Source organism: Murimonas intestini (genome assembly GCF_024622195.1).
GTDB classification, from domain to species: Bacteria; Bacillota; Clostridia; order Lachnospirales; family Lachnospiraceae; genus Murimonas; species Murimonas intestini.
This window is the reverse complement of record NZ_JANKBI010000011.1, coordinates 21482-37479: the sequence shown is the minus strand read 5'-3', so window position 1 is coordinate 37479 and position 15998 is coordinate 21482. Positions and strand designations below refer to the sequence as shown.

Below are 15998 nucleotides of genomic sequence, written 5' to 3'. Positions count from 1 at the left end.
TGTCTTATGCCGGGAAATCAGCATTTTGTATATATCGGAGTATGTGCTGCCGGTCACATGATAAAGGGAGGATATATGACAGGATATTTTATATTTTTGGGAAGGACATTGCCGTGCTATGGCGTCATGATAGCGCTGGGTGTTCTTGTATCCGGGGCCGCAGGCGCTGTGCTGGTCAGGAGACACCGGCTCGTTTTTGACAATTTCCTTCTGCTGTATGCTTACTGCTTTCTTTTTGGCATGGCAGGGGCCAAGCTTTTATATCTGTGTCTGAATATAAAATATATTGACTGGGAAAGGCTGTTAGAGTTAGAATATCTAAATCAGCTTATGCAGGGCGGTTTTGTGTTCTACGGAGGCCTGGCAGGAGGTGTTCTGGGGCTTTTGCTGGGAGCAAAGCTGCATAAGATAAGGATAAAAGAGTATCTGCTGACTGTGGTTCCGGTGATACCCATGGTTCACGGATTTGGGAGGATCGGATGTTATCTGGCCGGATGCTGTTATGGCGTACCATATGACGGACCCTTTGCCGTGACCTACCGCAATATACCCTACAGCCTGTGTGATGTGCCGCTGTTTCCCGTACAGCTGGCGGAAGCTGTGTGCAATCTCATTCTGGCGGCAGTTTTATTTGTATTTGTATGGAAAAAAGGGAAGACTATATATACAGTTTTTCTTTATCTGGGAGTATATGGAACAGTGCGCTTTATACTGGAATTTTTCCGCTTTGATGATGCGCAGAGGGGGATATTCTGGGGGCTTTCCACATCTCAGTGGATCAGCCTGGGGATTCTGGCGGGAGTGACAGCAGTACTTTTGATTATGAGGAGGAGAAATGTTAAAACTGGTAAGATATCTGAAAAATTATAAGAAGGAAAGTATAATAGGCCCCCTTTTTAAGCTGCTGGAGGCCTGTTTTGAGCTTCTTGTGCCGCTGGTGGTGGCCAGGATCATCGATGTGGGCATCAGGAACCAGGATATACCATATATCCTGAAAATGTGTGCCATCATGGTAGCCTTCGGGCTGCTGGGACTGTGCTGCTCACTTACGGCACAGTATTTTGCCGCGAAGGCGGCGGCAGGATTCGGCACAGAGCTGAGAAGGGACATGTTCGCTCATATTAATGGGCTGTCTTACACAGAGCTGGACAAGATAGGCACATCTACCCTGGTGACCAGGATGACAAGTGATATCAACCAGGCCCAGGCAGGCGTGAACCTGGTGCTGAGGCTGTTTCTGCGCTCCCCCTTCATTGTGGTGGGTGCAGTGATCATGGCATTTACCATTGATGTAAAGCTGGCTCTGATCTTTTTAGTGCTTGTTCCGGTGCTTTCTGTAGTCATCTATGGAATCATGCTCCTGTCCATACCTATCTACAGAAAGGTACAGGGAAGGCTTGACAAGGTCATGCTTATGACAAGGGAAAACCTGTCCGGTGTGAGGGTCGTGAGGGCCTTTTCCAGGCAGGAGGATGAGATGAGGGACTTTGAGCAGGAGAGCGGCGGCCTTATGAAGATACAAATGCTGGTAGGGCGTATCTCGGCGCTTTTAAATCCCCTTACTTATATTATTATCAACGGGGCTGTCATCCTGGTACTGTGGGCAGGAGGCAGGACTGTGGATATGGGAGGCATCACTCAGGGAGAGCTGGCCGCTCTCATTAACTATATGTCACAGATACTGCTGGCTCTGATAGCACTGGCAAACCTGATCATCACATTTACAAAGGCTTCAGCATCGGCAGTCCGCATTAATGCAGTATTCGCCCAGAAAGCGGATATGAAGGAAGGCAGCGGAGCCGTTACTGGTACCGGCACAGCCGGGAAACAGGTGCCCAAAGTAGCATTTGACCACGTGTCATTTGCATATAAAGGTAATAAAGAATCCCTGACAGATATTAATTTTAAAGCGATGCCGGGTGAGACTATCGGTATCATAGGAGGCACGGGTTCAGGCAAGTCTACAGTAATAAACCTGATCCCCAGATTTTATGATGCCGCTAAAGGGGCGGTATGTGTAGACGGAACTGACGTGAAGGATTATACCTACAGACAGCTGCGCAAAAAAGTAGGCATCGTGCCCCAAAATGCTGTCTTATTTTCCGGGACCATCCGTGAGAATATAAAATGGGGCAAGCCGGAGGCGACGGATCAGGAGATAGAAGAGGCTCTGATCATCGCACAGGCAAAGGACTTTGTGGACAGTAAACAGGAGGGACTGGATACTAAGGTCTCACAGGGCGGAAAGAATTTTTCCGGAGGACAGAAACAGCGCCTTACCATTGCCCGGGCGCTTGTGGGGAAGCCGGAGATCCTCATCCTGGACGACAGTGCGTCGGCTTTGGATTTTGCAACTGATGCAAGGCTCCGCCAGGCCATAGCGGACAGAACAGAGGGAATGACAGTATTTATTGTTTCACAGAGGGCGGCCTCTATTAAGAATGCTGACCGCATCCTTGTACTGGATGACGGACGTCAGGCAGGACTTGGCACCCATGAAGAACTGCTTGAAAACTGTCAGGTATACAGGGAGATCTGCCTGTCACAGCTTTCGGAGGAGGAAGTGAAGAGATGAAAAAGAAAAAAGGTAATAGAGAGACATATCTCAGGATATTTGAACTTATAAAACCATACTGGTATCTGATTGCCCTGTCACTTGTATTCGCGCTGGTGAGCGTAGCGCTGACACTTTATGCACCGGTGCTGACCGGCCAGGGGATTGACCTTATCATAGGCAAAGGAAATGTGGACTTTGACGGTCTTGTTCCCATACTCATCAGGTTTGCAATAGTGGTGGGGATAACAGCGGCAGCCCAGTGGCTCATGAACCTGTGCAATAACAGAGTCACTTATCATGTGATCAAGGATATCCGTGTACAGGCCTTCAATCACCTGGAAGAGCTGCCCCTGAAATACATTGACGGCCATCAGCACGGTGATATCATCAGCAGGGTGGTCACAGACGTTGACCAGTTCTCAGACGGTCTGCTGCTTGGATTTTCACAGATATTCACAGGCGTGGTGACTATACTGGGAACGCTGATCTTCATGCTGACGATCAACCTCAGTATAACACTGGTAGTAGTCATCATCACTCCTGTGTCACTGTTTACGGCGGGATTTATTGCCAAAAGGACATTCTCCATGTTCCAGGAACAGTCAAAGACAAGGGGAGAGATAACCTCTCTGGTAAATGAGATGGTAGGCAACCAGAAGACAGTGAAGGCCTTTTCCCATGAGGAAGAGGCGCAGGAGCAGTTTGATGAAATCAATGAAAGGCTCAGGGACTGCAGCCTGAGGGCTACATTTTTCTCCTCGCTGACAAATCCCACCACACGCTTTGTAAACGGACTGGTATACACAGGTGTGGCCCTCTCAGGTGCACTCATAGCGCTGAGAGGCGGGATCACAGTGGGTCAGCTGACTTGTTTCCTGAGCTACGCGAACCAGTATACAAAGCCGTTTAATGAGATATCAGGAGTTGTGACAGAATTTCAGAACGCAGTTGCGTCTGCAGCCAGGGTATTTGAGCTTATTGATGAAGAACCCCAGGTGGCGGAGGATGCAGGTGCAGTAGTTTTGACACCGCAGATGGCTGACGGCAGGGTAGAGCTTGAAAATGTAGCATTTTCCTACAGCCCGGATACTCCTCTGATCGACAGCCTGAATCTTTCCATACGTCCCGGAGAGAGAGTAGCTATCGTAGGCCCTACAGGATGCGGAAAGACTACGATCATTAATCTGCTGATGAGGTTCTATGATGTGGATTCAGGAGAGATCAGGGTGGCGGACATTCCCATCAGGCACATGACAAGGGACAGCCTGAGGACGAATTACGGAATGGTGCTGCAGGAGACTTGGCTCAAATCAGGCACAATAGCTGACAATATCGCCTATGGAAGGCCGGATGCCTCCAGGGAAGAGATCATAGAGGCTGCCAGATCCGCACATGCCCACAGCTTTATAGAGAGGATGCCTGAGGGGTATGACACCCCCGTGAGCGAGGCCGGGGGAAATATCTCCCAGGGTCAGAAACAGCTCCTTTGTATAGCCAGAGTCATGCTCTGCCTGCCGCCGATGCTGATCCTGGATGAGGCAACATCCTCCATAGATACCATGACAGAGGTCAGGATACAGAAAGCCTTTGCAAAGATGATGAAGGGGCGCACCAGCTTTATCGTGGCCCACAGGCTCTCCACGATCAGGGAGGCCGACATCATACTTGTTATGAAGGACGGACATATCATCGAGCAGGGCCGGCATGAAGAACTGCTGGAGAGGAAAGGCTTCTATGCGCAGCTGTATAACAGTCAGTTTCAGCAGACGGTGTAGGGGATTGCTGTGCAGAACGTATAAAACGCAGTGGCTTTGTGCAGCACAGAAACGGCAAAAACGCCGTTTCGTGCTGTATTCCCCGGAATTTTCGTGCAAAATGGGCACGAAAACATCTCGCGGGACATTGTCATGTGAATAGTAACGGCCATTCTTCTGCAGAATTTTAGTACTTGACAAGCAGTTTATATTCTGTTAGCCTGTATATATCCATGGAAGGCATTCTGCCTTCTAAGTAAATTTTCTTTATTCATTTTTTTTCAATTATATTTCTTTTATTTCCCATTAAAAAACAAACATGAATCAGGTGATACCTATGCAGGAATAATACCTTATCGTGCGAAGCACGCCCATCCGAAAGGATCTAAGTTATGGGATGCGCGCAGGTGTATACCTTATCGTGCGAAGCACGCCCATCCGAAAGGATTTAAGTTATGGGATGCACGCAGGTGTATAGTTTTTTGTTGTAATAAATCAGGACGGACGTTATAATATAAGGAGGATAGCAATATGAGTGAGATTGCATATCAAAATAAGGATGTTACATTAAAATTCCTTACGGAGGCCTTAAAACATAAGAGCCTGGGGGTCTATGGCCTGCCTCATATAAGGATCAGAGACGCGCAGCCGACAAATCTTCCGGCTATAGAGGCCAATGAATTGCGTTTAGACAACCTGTTTATACTGGAAGATAATTCCCTTGCATTAATTGACTACGAGAGCACATTCTCCATGGAGGATGTTGTAAAGTATGTAAACTATGTGGCACGGATTTTGAAGAGATTTTGCAGGGAAAATACAGAGATTCCTATTTTGCATTTAATTATTATTTTTTCAGCGGATATTCAAAGTATAAGGACGGAAATTTATGATTTTGGATGTATGAAGCTTTGCATTGAACCGGCATTTTTAACCGATATGGATACAGAGCATATCTATAACAGGCTAAAGGCTAAAATTAACAGTGGTGAGATATTAAATGATGAAGAACTGCTGGAAATCATAGTCCTTCCTCTGACAGTAGAGGGAAAAAAGCCTAAGCAGGAGTTAGTAAAAAATACGGTAGAGCTGGCAAAGGGGATTGCGGATGAAAACCAAATGATTCAGGCATTGGCAGGAATCATTACGTTTGCGGATAAAGTTATAGACAAAGAATATGCGGATTATGTGAAAGGAGCGATTATGATGACAAAGGTGGCTCAGCTTATTTTTGATGAAGGTCTTGAGAAAGGAATTGAGCAGGGGATTGAGAAGGGAATAGACCAGGGCATTGAGAGAGGCCGTGCAGTAGAGGCTATACGCTGCATAAGGATTAAAATGAACAAAGGATATGAGGCTGCGGTAATCGCTGACCTTCTGGAGCAGAAGGTAGATTATGTGGAGAAAGTCTGCAGCCTTATCCGGGCCAACCCAAAAGATACGGATGCGGAGATAGACCAAAAATGCAGAGGTTAGGAGCTGGTGCAGATGTATTATGTCATACTCTGCATGACAGGCGTCTCACAGCAAGAACCCCGAAGCGTTCTTGAGTAATACTATTGTAATTATCATATGCCAGTGCAAAGGCGGTATCCTGCACTGGCTTTTTTTTCGTTCTGCCGTTTGCAATGTGGTGGTTTCCATGTGATTTACCCAACATCTCCCAGATATGTGATGAAAATATGAAGTATCTTTGTAGAAATGCCAAAACAGTTGAATTAGTAGGCTTTGGGGTGTAAAATGGGAATATAATTCTATAAGTGTACCTTTTTTTAGAAAATACATAGAAGTGGAGTATAGCCCATGAAAATAAATAGTAAAAATTTAAGGAAAAATAACAGCAGGAAAGGTTTTACTCTGGTAGAGCTGATAGTCACGCTGGCCATACTGGCGATCGTTCTGTCGGCGTCCATCTTTGGAATACTGGCATATCAGAAATATGCTAATTATAAGCGGAACAATGAATATGCCAGAACCATTTTTGCCGCTGCTCAGTCCGGGCTGACGCATTATAAGGCCAGCGGGGAGCTGGAGGATCTGCAAGAACTGCTCAAGGATACGGGACATGATGTAAACCCGTCAGCTTTTTTGGTGGATCCGGAGGATGCAGAGAGCAAGAATGTCTCGGGTGACAGACTGGTCTATCTGATGATCAGGGGCGGGGATACCTCTGACCCATTTGGAAAAGCACTTTATGAACTGCTGGACGATTATATTTATGATGAATCAGTGTTCAGTGCATCTATCTGTGTGGAGATGGATGTAATGGATGGTGTCGTCTATGCCGTGTGCTACAGTGACAGGGCGGACAGCTTTACATATAGTGGAGAAGCGGGCAGTTCTTCAGGCGGAGTTATGAATATCTGTGACAGGCGTGAGAGCACCAGAAAAGATATCTGTCTTGGTTATTACAGCAGTGCTCTTTCTCAGCGTGCACCATCCTCATACGAAAAGACTGCCATAGGGGATGTTACCCTTGTGAATGATGAGACTTTAGATCTGCGGTTTAACATGACAAATAAGTATAAGGTGCTAACAAATAACCTGATTTATACAGTCAGGCTGTTTGACGAAGAGAAAAAGTTGAAAGCATCTTTTGATATAAATAATACAAAGGACAGCAATAACCAGTTGGTAAAAGGGGAGGAGACATCAAATAATAAAATAACCACAATTGTGACATTTTATGACGATGAGGGGAAGGCCCTGGCAAAGACAAAAGAGCTGACCTTTAGGGCCTATGTAGATTCGAAATACGTTGTCTACCTGACGCTGGACGGCCTGGACTTGGCGGCAGATGTTCAGAAGATGGAAGAATCAGGCGATACGGAGACAGCAAAAGGTTCTGATTATAATGTTATTGACGGGACTTACAGTATCAGCAGGCTGAAGTTAGATACAAGTAAGAAAATTTATGCCAGGGTACAGGCATCAGGAGCTAACTATAAACCCAGTGCATGGAAACAGTCTAATTCAGAGAGTCCTTATTTCGCAGACAGCAGTATGGAAGATAAAGAATTTTCAGTACGAAATGCCAGACATCTGTTCAATATACGATTCAGGGAGACTGAAAATACAGTTGGTACTTATATACAAAAAGAGAGCTTTGCCTGGGGGGGCGAAGATGGTATACTGGCTGCTAAGCATGTATATGATAAAGGGGATACCGTATCCTGGTCAGAAGGGAATGAGACTGCATTCCCGGCTATTCCGATGTTGGGAAAAGGCAGTACATATGAAGGATATGGCAAGAAAGAAGTAAGCATACAGGAACTGGTATTGGGCAAGGCGAAAGAAGTGGTGGAAGGGGAAGAGCCCAAAGATTCAGAAAACGACGGAGTACCGGAAGATAGCAGAACAGAAGGCAAGTCTGCAGAAGATGATGCGTCTGGCATTTCTGTGCAGAACGATATGGATAAAACAGATTTGCCTGTCATGGGGGCAGAAACTTTTAGTAGTCTGGGCCTATTTTGTGAAAATAATGGAACAATAAGAGATATTATAATTGAAAATGCTGTTGTAGATAATGCTATACTAATTGACAAAGAAAATGATAAAGAAGAAGGCAAGGATGAAGGGGCGGCAAAAAAGACTAGTATTGATGGAAACGGAGAGGAGATTAAACCGGAAGATTTTGGAACGGGGACGATTTGCGGAATCAATAGAGGGACACTGGAGAAGATCACTGTCAAAGGCGGCAGCGTGGCCGGAAATGAAAATGTTGGTGGTATTGCAGGAAAGGATGAGGCAGCAGATAAAAGTGTAACGGGCGGTACTGAAGGAGCAGGCGGAGAGCGTGCCTATATACAGTTGCAGAATACAGCAGGAATAAGCGGCAATAAGAATGTGGGGGGCATTCTGGGCTATAATGCGGGGAGCAAACTTACCGCATGTACAAGTGCGCCTTTAAGCACCGGGGAGAATACAGAAGAACTTAGCAAAAATCTAAAAGGAATAAATGTAGGAGGCATCGTGGGCTACAGCTTGGGAGGCGTTCTGGAAGAGTGTTCTACAAGCGGCGGCTATGTGATAGGGAAGAGATATGTAGGAGGCATCGTAGGGCTGATGGAAAGTTCTGAGGACAGCTCAGGCTCAGATGGTAAAGAAGCCGAAAGAGTAATTCTGGATGGGAATGGAATGAAGAATCAGGCTACTGTCATCGGTGAAGAGTATGTAGGAGGAATCACCGGCAAAAATGAAAAAGGCGCAGTAAAGGGCTGGACTAATGAAGGCATCATCTCAGCTACAGAGCAATATGCTGGCGGAATCGTAGGCTATAACAGCGGTACTGTGGAAGACTGCAGGACAGATGTGGATACATCTGCTGTAAATGGTGAGACTCTTCTCCAAACAGCTGTGGTCTGGGGCGGTACAGGAAGTTATGTTGGTGGTATTGCAGGATATAATAATGGGACTATCAAGAGCAAGAGCATGCAGGGGATAACTGTGGTAGCGGCCGGTAAGAATTATGTTGGCGGTATTGTAGGTTACAATGATGTCAAGGCGGAGATTACAGACTATAAGGTGACAGGCGGGTATATTTCCGGTGATTGTTTTGTCAGTGGTTATGCCGGACTGAATGCATCTGAGCATTTTTTTGAAAAGGACAGGATTGCCAGTCCCAATCTTGTAAAGGGAGGCTGGTACGTGGGAGGAATCGCCGGAGCTAATCTGGTGCCGTCCCAATCAGATCTTACTTTGAAATGTGATACAGATAATTTCCTGGGATCCATCAATGCAACAGGTGCGTTCACAGGAGGCTTTATCGGCATAAATGCCCTTCTTCCGGCGACGACTCTGGACAGTGATATGGAGAGCCTGAGAGAAGGCCTGGAAAAAGCAGCGGAGTCAGTCAATCTAAAAGAAGGAACCGGCAAAGCTTTAGAGGAAGTGAATAGCTTTGGTACATCAGGCAATAAAATGTATATTATCGGCGGCAGCAGCAGTGAGTCTATAACAAGCGGCAAGAGTGAACTGAACCAGATTACAGGTACAGTATATACAGCTGGAATTGTGGCATACAGTTCTAAGAATACAGAACTGTATATTAACAATATAACGAATAAGACAAGAGTTCTTGCGTCGGGGCTGATTGATGACAAGGGAGACGAATTAAAGTTTGGAGATGACAAGACGTATTCCTTTGCAGGCGGAATCATAGGGGTTGCAGAAAATAATGTCACTTTGACTGCGTGTTCAAATAAGGATTCCGGTGAAGTTACAGGCAAAGGAACTTATTTGGGCGGTCTTGTAGAAGTTAACTATGGTAAAGTTAAAAACTGTGACGCCGGGAACTTTGGCGAGAATACCAGAAGCTATGTGGGAGGAATTGTCGGAGTAAATGGAGAGACAGGAGAAATATCAGGATGCAGTGTATCAGGTATCATAACCGGAAAGGATAATGTGGGAGGCCTTGTTTCAGAGAATTATGGGAAACTTAAAAGTGAAGGCGGAAAAAACTGCATACTGACGGGAAGTGTCAGAGGAATGGGAAGCAACGTCGGTGGTCTTGTGGGAAGCAATATGAAGGGCGGAGCCATTGAAAATGTGAAGTCAAGCGGAACTGTTGAAGGAAGAGGCACAAATGTTGGCGGTTTTGTTGGAAGAAATGCGGGAAGCCTTTCAGACGGACTAAAAAATGAAGGAGAACTAGTATCAGGTGAGGCTAATGTAGGAGGACTGGTTGGCCTTCAGGAGGGAACAGAAAAGCTTGAAAGTCTGGAAAACTTTGCGAAGGTAATTGCGCAAAATGGCGATGCAGGAGGCATAATTGGGACTTCAACCGGCGGGGGGTATGAGATGTTCCTATGTTTTAATCATGGTTCAGTCAATGCGGTAAAATCAGGTAATGTCGGCGGCATAATGTCAACAAATTCAGAAGGCGGTCTGATATGGAAAAGTGCCAATTATGGAACTCTTACAGCAGGAACGGGAGATATAGGAGGTATTACGGCTGTCAACAATGGTACCCTGCAAAATTGCAATATAATTTCTGAAAGCTCAGATAAGGTAGTAATCTCGGGAAGTGCAAATATTGGAGGCATGACAGCAGTTAATAATGGACGGGTAGAAGGAAGTGCCGTCAGAAAATTAAATATATATAACAGAGGAGGAATGGGTGCGATCGGAGGATATGCGGGTATCAATAATGGCACTCTTGAAATGAGTTTTGGGTCAGCCAGTGACGTTAATATTTATGCATATACCGATGGAACAAGCGCAGGTGGTGTTGCAGGAATCAACAAAGGTACAATTGGTAATGAAGAATATTACACTTATGGACAAATGTGCCAGATAATCGTCAGTATTCAGTCTGGTGACAAAATACAGGATAATGTGCAGGCGAATATGGGAGGGATTGCAGGCATAAATGAAGGCGAGATATATGGCATGATCTTCAGCGGTTCGATTACTGGAAATAGTTCTCAAAAATATGGAATGGGAGGAATAGCAGGGATTAATGGCACTTCAGGGGGAGTAGCTGCTTCAATCCATGATTGTGATCTATACACAGATGTCTCAAAAGCAGGAGCGATTTTGGATATTGAGGCTGGTGGAGAGTTAAGCAGTATATCGAATGTTGGAGGTACAGCTGGAATTAATTATCAGAATGCTACTATCTCAAAGGTAGAAGTCAAATATGGTGAAATAAAGTCAAAAGTAGGTTATATTGGAGGAATATCAGGCAGCAATTATGGGACAGTTACGGAATGCCGTCTAAGCGGGACAGAAAAAAGTAAAGTTGAGGCGTTTAGCGGAAATATTGGCGGTCTTGTAGGTATAAATTACGGAACAGGAAAAGTAAATAACAGCAGTGTAGGTACTGCCTGGACAATTAATGCAACCGGAAATTCTGCCGGTGACCATGCTATGGGCGGATGTATTGGCTATAATGAGTCAGGTGAGGATATATTTGGGCTTGTGAATGAAGCAGCAGTTACAAAAACACCGAAGGGCTATGATGAGAATAACTGTCATTCAGTTGCAGGTATTATAGGACGTCAGGAAGTCAAGATATCAAGTACCTGGGAAATTTATGATTGTGAGAATAAAGGTGCTGTCTCCGGATATGCAAGGGCGGGCGGTATTATTGGCCAGTGGAAGTATAAAGGTGGAACCGTCAGAGACTGTACGAATACCGGGGATATCAGTACATTAGGAGGTATAGCCGGAGGTATACTGGGTAGGTTCTTTGCTATGGATGCCGGTGAATCGGCTGTCATTAGAAATACAGTAAATCATGGGGCTGTTTCTGCAACTGGATTTGTGGCAGGTATAATCGGGGACAGCAGGGGATCGTCAAATCTTTCTGTTAATGTGGTAGACAGTGTTAATACAGGTAAGATCAAAGCGAAATCCTCTAATTCAACAAGTGCCGGTATTGTTGATTTCAAGCAGTCAGGAAAATTTACAATCTTAAGATGTAGAAATTATGGGCATTCTGTCAGCCCCAGATTCTCAGGAATAGTTAGTGATGTGAACAATGATACCAGTCCGGATGTTAATTATTGCTTTGGTATTGCCTCAGGTTCAGTATATCCGATCGCGGCAGCTAATACATTATCCAATAAAAGTGGTAATAATTATTATTTTGGTGAAGACGGAGTCATGGAAGAACCAGAGGAGAAACTGAGAATAGCAAGTGTCGCTGTAAATGGTTTCTCAAATGATGGGGATACATCAGCCCTTTATGATGGTACATTGGAGAATAAATGGACAGGTACAAGTGGGGGAGGAAGTCAAAAGGATGCGTCTATAGAATTAGTATTTGAGGCGCCTATACAGCTGTCAGATATTAATATTTATTGGGGAATTGAGGGAAATACACAAGGTAAGCCAGTTACATATAACTATTCTCTGAAATATAGGGAAGAAATTACCGGAGAGGAAAGAGTAATTGTAGATAAAGCAGAAGTGACAGTGAATCCTAATGAGGAAAGTGTTATGGTTGCACATAGTCTTGAGAATTCGGCAAAAACAGCAACGGTGGTATTGGAGCTTCTATCCGTAGTATCAGATGGAAAAGATTATAATAAGGTATCTATTAATGAAATAGAAATGCTGGGCAGCAGCGGAGGCACTCAAATACTATCGGCTGTATCTGGAGAGGCTCGGGCAGTATACAGTCAGGCAAAAGGAGAAGGAGAGGAACTTAAAGTTCAGGAAAAGGGTGAAAATGACTATACCGCTTTTTCAGAAGACAGGTCGGTGATAATACGGAATATGCCGCTTAATCCAAATAGAGATCCGTATAAATCAAATGCGGATCTGTCTCAGGAGGTTTACAATGGCCTGGATACACTAATAATGGAACAGTATTATCAGAAGGTTTTTGGAAATTCGCCATTGGATAATCCATCTGAGATAAACGGGGAAAATATAGGCGGGGCCTATAAAATTACCTGGAAGGGGGATCCTGATGCTTACAGCACAGAGATATACGCCAGAATCTATGATAGCATAGACGCTGACACTCCAAGTGCGGAAACAGTCATTTATGTAACGGGGCAGACGACAGCTTTTTTGAGTATTCGGGAAGAGTGGATAGGGAAATACCTAGGACTTTCTGTTAAGTCGAAGAGTATGTCACCGCAGCCAGGTTATGATTCTGAGGAGATTTTTGCAAATCAGAGATACGAACTAACGGCTGTTTTGCCAACACCGGAAGTATCATTTCAGTTGACGGCAGAGGAAAAAAATGAGGTTACGTATACATGTGTACTGGAAAATGCAGAAGAATACGGTACAGATCAGGAGTATTTTATTAAGGTAAAAAGTCCGTTTATTAAATATGAAAACTCAAATGAAATAACTTTCAGCAGCCTGACAGGTGTATTTGAAGGTGTGCTGCCAGTCTCTTCTTCCTTGAACAGTGATGTAAATACAATCTCTGCTCAGGCGAAATCAAGCAATGGGAAAAGTCTGTCGAGAACTTCTACGGGACAGACCCAGATTTTGTGGAAAGATAAACTGAAAGAAAATGATGCTTATGTTACTTTCTCAGGTTTTAAGGGAGTGGCAGAGGATACGCTGGAGTATTATATGACAATGGGGTGTATCAATAGTAAGCAGCTGACTTACCGGGCTGAATATCTTGTTTATGATGAAATCCTGGGAATATGGGTATCTCGTTCAGCGGCAGAAACGTATGTTTCGTCAGGGATGACAGGTAAAGCAGTGACTCTGAAAAATCTTCCCTTGCTGCCGACTGATATGAAAAATATAAAAGTAAGAACTTATCCATGGAGCAGCCAAAATGATTTGGTAAAATATGCGTATTACCTTGCAAGGAATATCGAAGCTGATTCTATAGAGGGCCTCATTCAGGCGGTGCCTGAAGCTTTCGCAGGCGAGTCTGAAGCAGACAGGTTAAAGGCAGGCTATGATGTGGAGCAGAATGTAGACGGTACATATAATATAATTTACAGCCTTCTGCTTGAATCGCCAACATTTGCTAACCAGGTTAAAACCAAAACGTTTGTTGAAAATCCCGGGAGGGTAGACAGTCCAATAATAGCTGACACATATGGATATGAAAAGGGCTGGTATACTTTCAGCTGGGATAATGGTACTGAGGCAGCAGGCCCATATGCTGTGAAGTTATATGGGTATGCTTTAGATGATACAGAAGTACTGGTTTACAGTCAGAATGAAGTAGCTGATAAGCAGGTTGAAGTAGACGGCAGTACATGGAAATACAAGAGACTGCGTCTTGTTGTGACAAGAAAAGGGATTTTGTCAGGAGATTATGTCAGCAAGCTGTATAATAGTGCAGAGGTTTCCTACGATGTGCGTCTTCCGTTGGATACAGTGGACCGTCCGGGCTCGCCGCAGCTGGATGAAGAAACAGGAAAGAACGAGCTTATTTACAGGATAACGTGGAATGGTATAAATGATGAAGGGCAGCTCGCTGATCTGAAAGGTTATTCCGTATACGCAACAGATGGGACAGATATTCAGCTATTGGCAGAAGTTACGGCTGATGTAGATACAGGTAGCATTCCTACAGAAGCGCTTATTGATCTTGATGGTTATGAAGGGGGTATAAAATTATCCTTTTATATAATTGCAAATGCTAAGCCGGATTCCCTGCTTTATCAGGATTCATCTACAGGAGTCATGAGAGATTTTACAGTGCCGACCCGTTTGGAAAAGCCCGCAGATGTAGCAGTACTGACACCCGGTTATACTAGGGAAGATGGGACAATGGAAGATGGAATCGCAGCGGTAGTTTTTGAAAGTGCAGGTCTGACTGTATCTGTTCCAAATACGGATAATGGAATCAAGTTTGTAATGAAAGCTGCTGTTTATGACAGCCCGGGGATGAATGAAGAGACAGGTGAGCCGTTAGGCATACGTCTCACAGATATTATTTCTGACAGCGGACTGGATATTTTGTCCATGGCTAATAATGGAAGTAGTGCTCAATATACGATTACCGGACTTTCCAGAGCATATGCAGGTCAGTATCTGTTCCTGCAGTTCAGAAGAACCTCCGACAGTGCAATCAGCTCTAAGTGGTCGGATTACCAGTGGGTAAGATTGCCAAGAGTCAGGCTGGATGAACCACAGTTGAGTCAGGGGACTGTGAGCGATACCTTGTTGGAAAAGCAGAATAGTTCAGCGGGAGAAATAGAGAAAGAGGTGATAGTCAGCAGACCATTTATAGAATGGGCACAGGATGGTCTGACAAAGAATTACAATATATGGATGAAATTCCTGGGTGCGGATGAAAGCATGAAATACCCTGTTAAGCTGGAATATATTAATGAAACTACGTTCCATGTGACAATTAAGGAAACAGAGATGGATGAAAATGGTAATTATGTTATCGTAGACAAGACATATGAGATGCAGCCAGAGGTAACAGATGAACAGAATGTAAACATCTATTCATTTGAACTGAAGGATTTCTCAGCTGATTATAACGGAGAAACAGAGCCCGGTACTGCCTATAGTATAAATGTTCCGGCGAGGATACAAGCTGTTGTTCACAAGAGAGCAGATACAGGGACTATGGAATATATCAGCTACCGGATTCTTCTTCCGGATATGGAGGAGCTGCATGACGTAAAAATGCTCAGGACTAGTTACGCCGCAGTTCAGGGAACGGCGGAAACGGATGAATTCTATACGTCTTCACTTTGGGAAGAGTGGGTAAGGGTCCAGACGGACCAGAATGAGATAAAGACTAATACAACAGTATTCAGAAATGTAGATTCAGACGATAAATTCATTGTCAAGCAGACAGGTGAGAATTACTTCTTTATGAATGCCGCTTATGATGAGAATTTGCAGGAATCCACAGAGGAACCATCTTCAGAAACAGAGACAGAGACTGAACAGACAGAAGAAACTTCGGCTGAAACAGAGCAAAATCAGACAGAGACAAGTGATCAAACAGAAACAGGAGGACAGACAGAAGAAAATAGTCAGACGGAAGAATCACAGCCAAGCACAGAACCTGGGAACGAAAACATCGGACCAACAACAGAAGCAGCTACAGAAGCACAGACGGAGTCTGGCACAGAGCCTCCGTCAGAAACCAATACACCAGTTACGGATGGGACAGAAGCTGTCTCTGTACAGACGGAGAGCGAGCAGCAGCCAGCCCCTGTGGATGAGACGGGAGACGGCGGTTTATCCGGAACGGAGGGGACAACATGAATGTATACTCTTTAAAAAAC

Annotated in this window: 5 protein-coding genes; all 5 read left to right on the top strand. The window is 44.7% G+C overall.

Annotated elements, in window-relative coordinates; translation table 11 throughout:
• Positions 1–75 precede the first annotated feature (75 nt).
• Complete coding sequence (locus tag NSB28_RS15290) at positions 76–870, top strand: prolipoprotein diacylglyceryl transferase (RefSeq protein ID WP_257497572.1); 795 nt, start codon at positions 76–78, stop codon at positions 868–870.
• Positions 836–2575: an ABC transporter ATP-binding protein gene (locus NSB28_RS15285; protein ID WP_109747582.1), complete on the top strand. Its 1740-nt coding sequence runs from the start codon at positions 836–838 to the stop codon at positions 2573–2575. The genes NSB28_RS15290 and NSB28_RS15285 overlap by 35 nt, the downstream gene beginning before the upstream one ends.
• Positions 2572–4332 (top strand): ABC transporter ATP-binding protein, encoded by a 1761-nt coding sequence (locus tag NSB28_RS15280; RefSeq protein ID WP_109747583.1) that lies wholly within the window; start codon positions 2572–2574, stop codon positions 4330–4332. The genes NSB28_RS15285 and NSB28_RS15280 overlap by 4 nt, the downstream gene beginning before the upstream one ends.
• A 510-nt stretch (positions 4333–4842) precedes the next feature.
• Complete coding sequence (locus NSB28_RS15275) at positions 4843–5787, top strand: hypothetical protein (protein ID WP_109747584.1); 945 nt, start codon at positions 4843–4845, stop codon at positions 5785–5787.
• Positions 5788–6114: 327 nt separating this feature from the next.
• Positions 6115–15978, top strand: coding sequence for a prepilin-type N-terminal cleavage/methylation domain-containing protein (locus NSB28_RS15270; protein WP_109747614.1), 9864 nt, complete (start codon positions 6115–6117; stop codon positions 15976–15978).
• Positions 15979–15998: the final 20 nt, after the last annotated feature.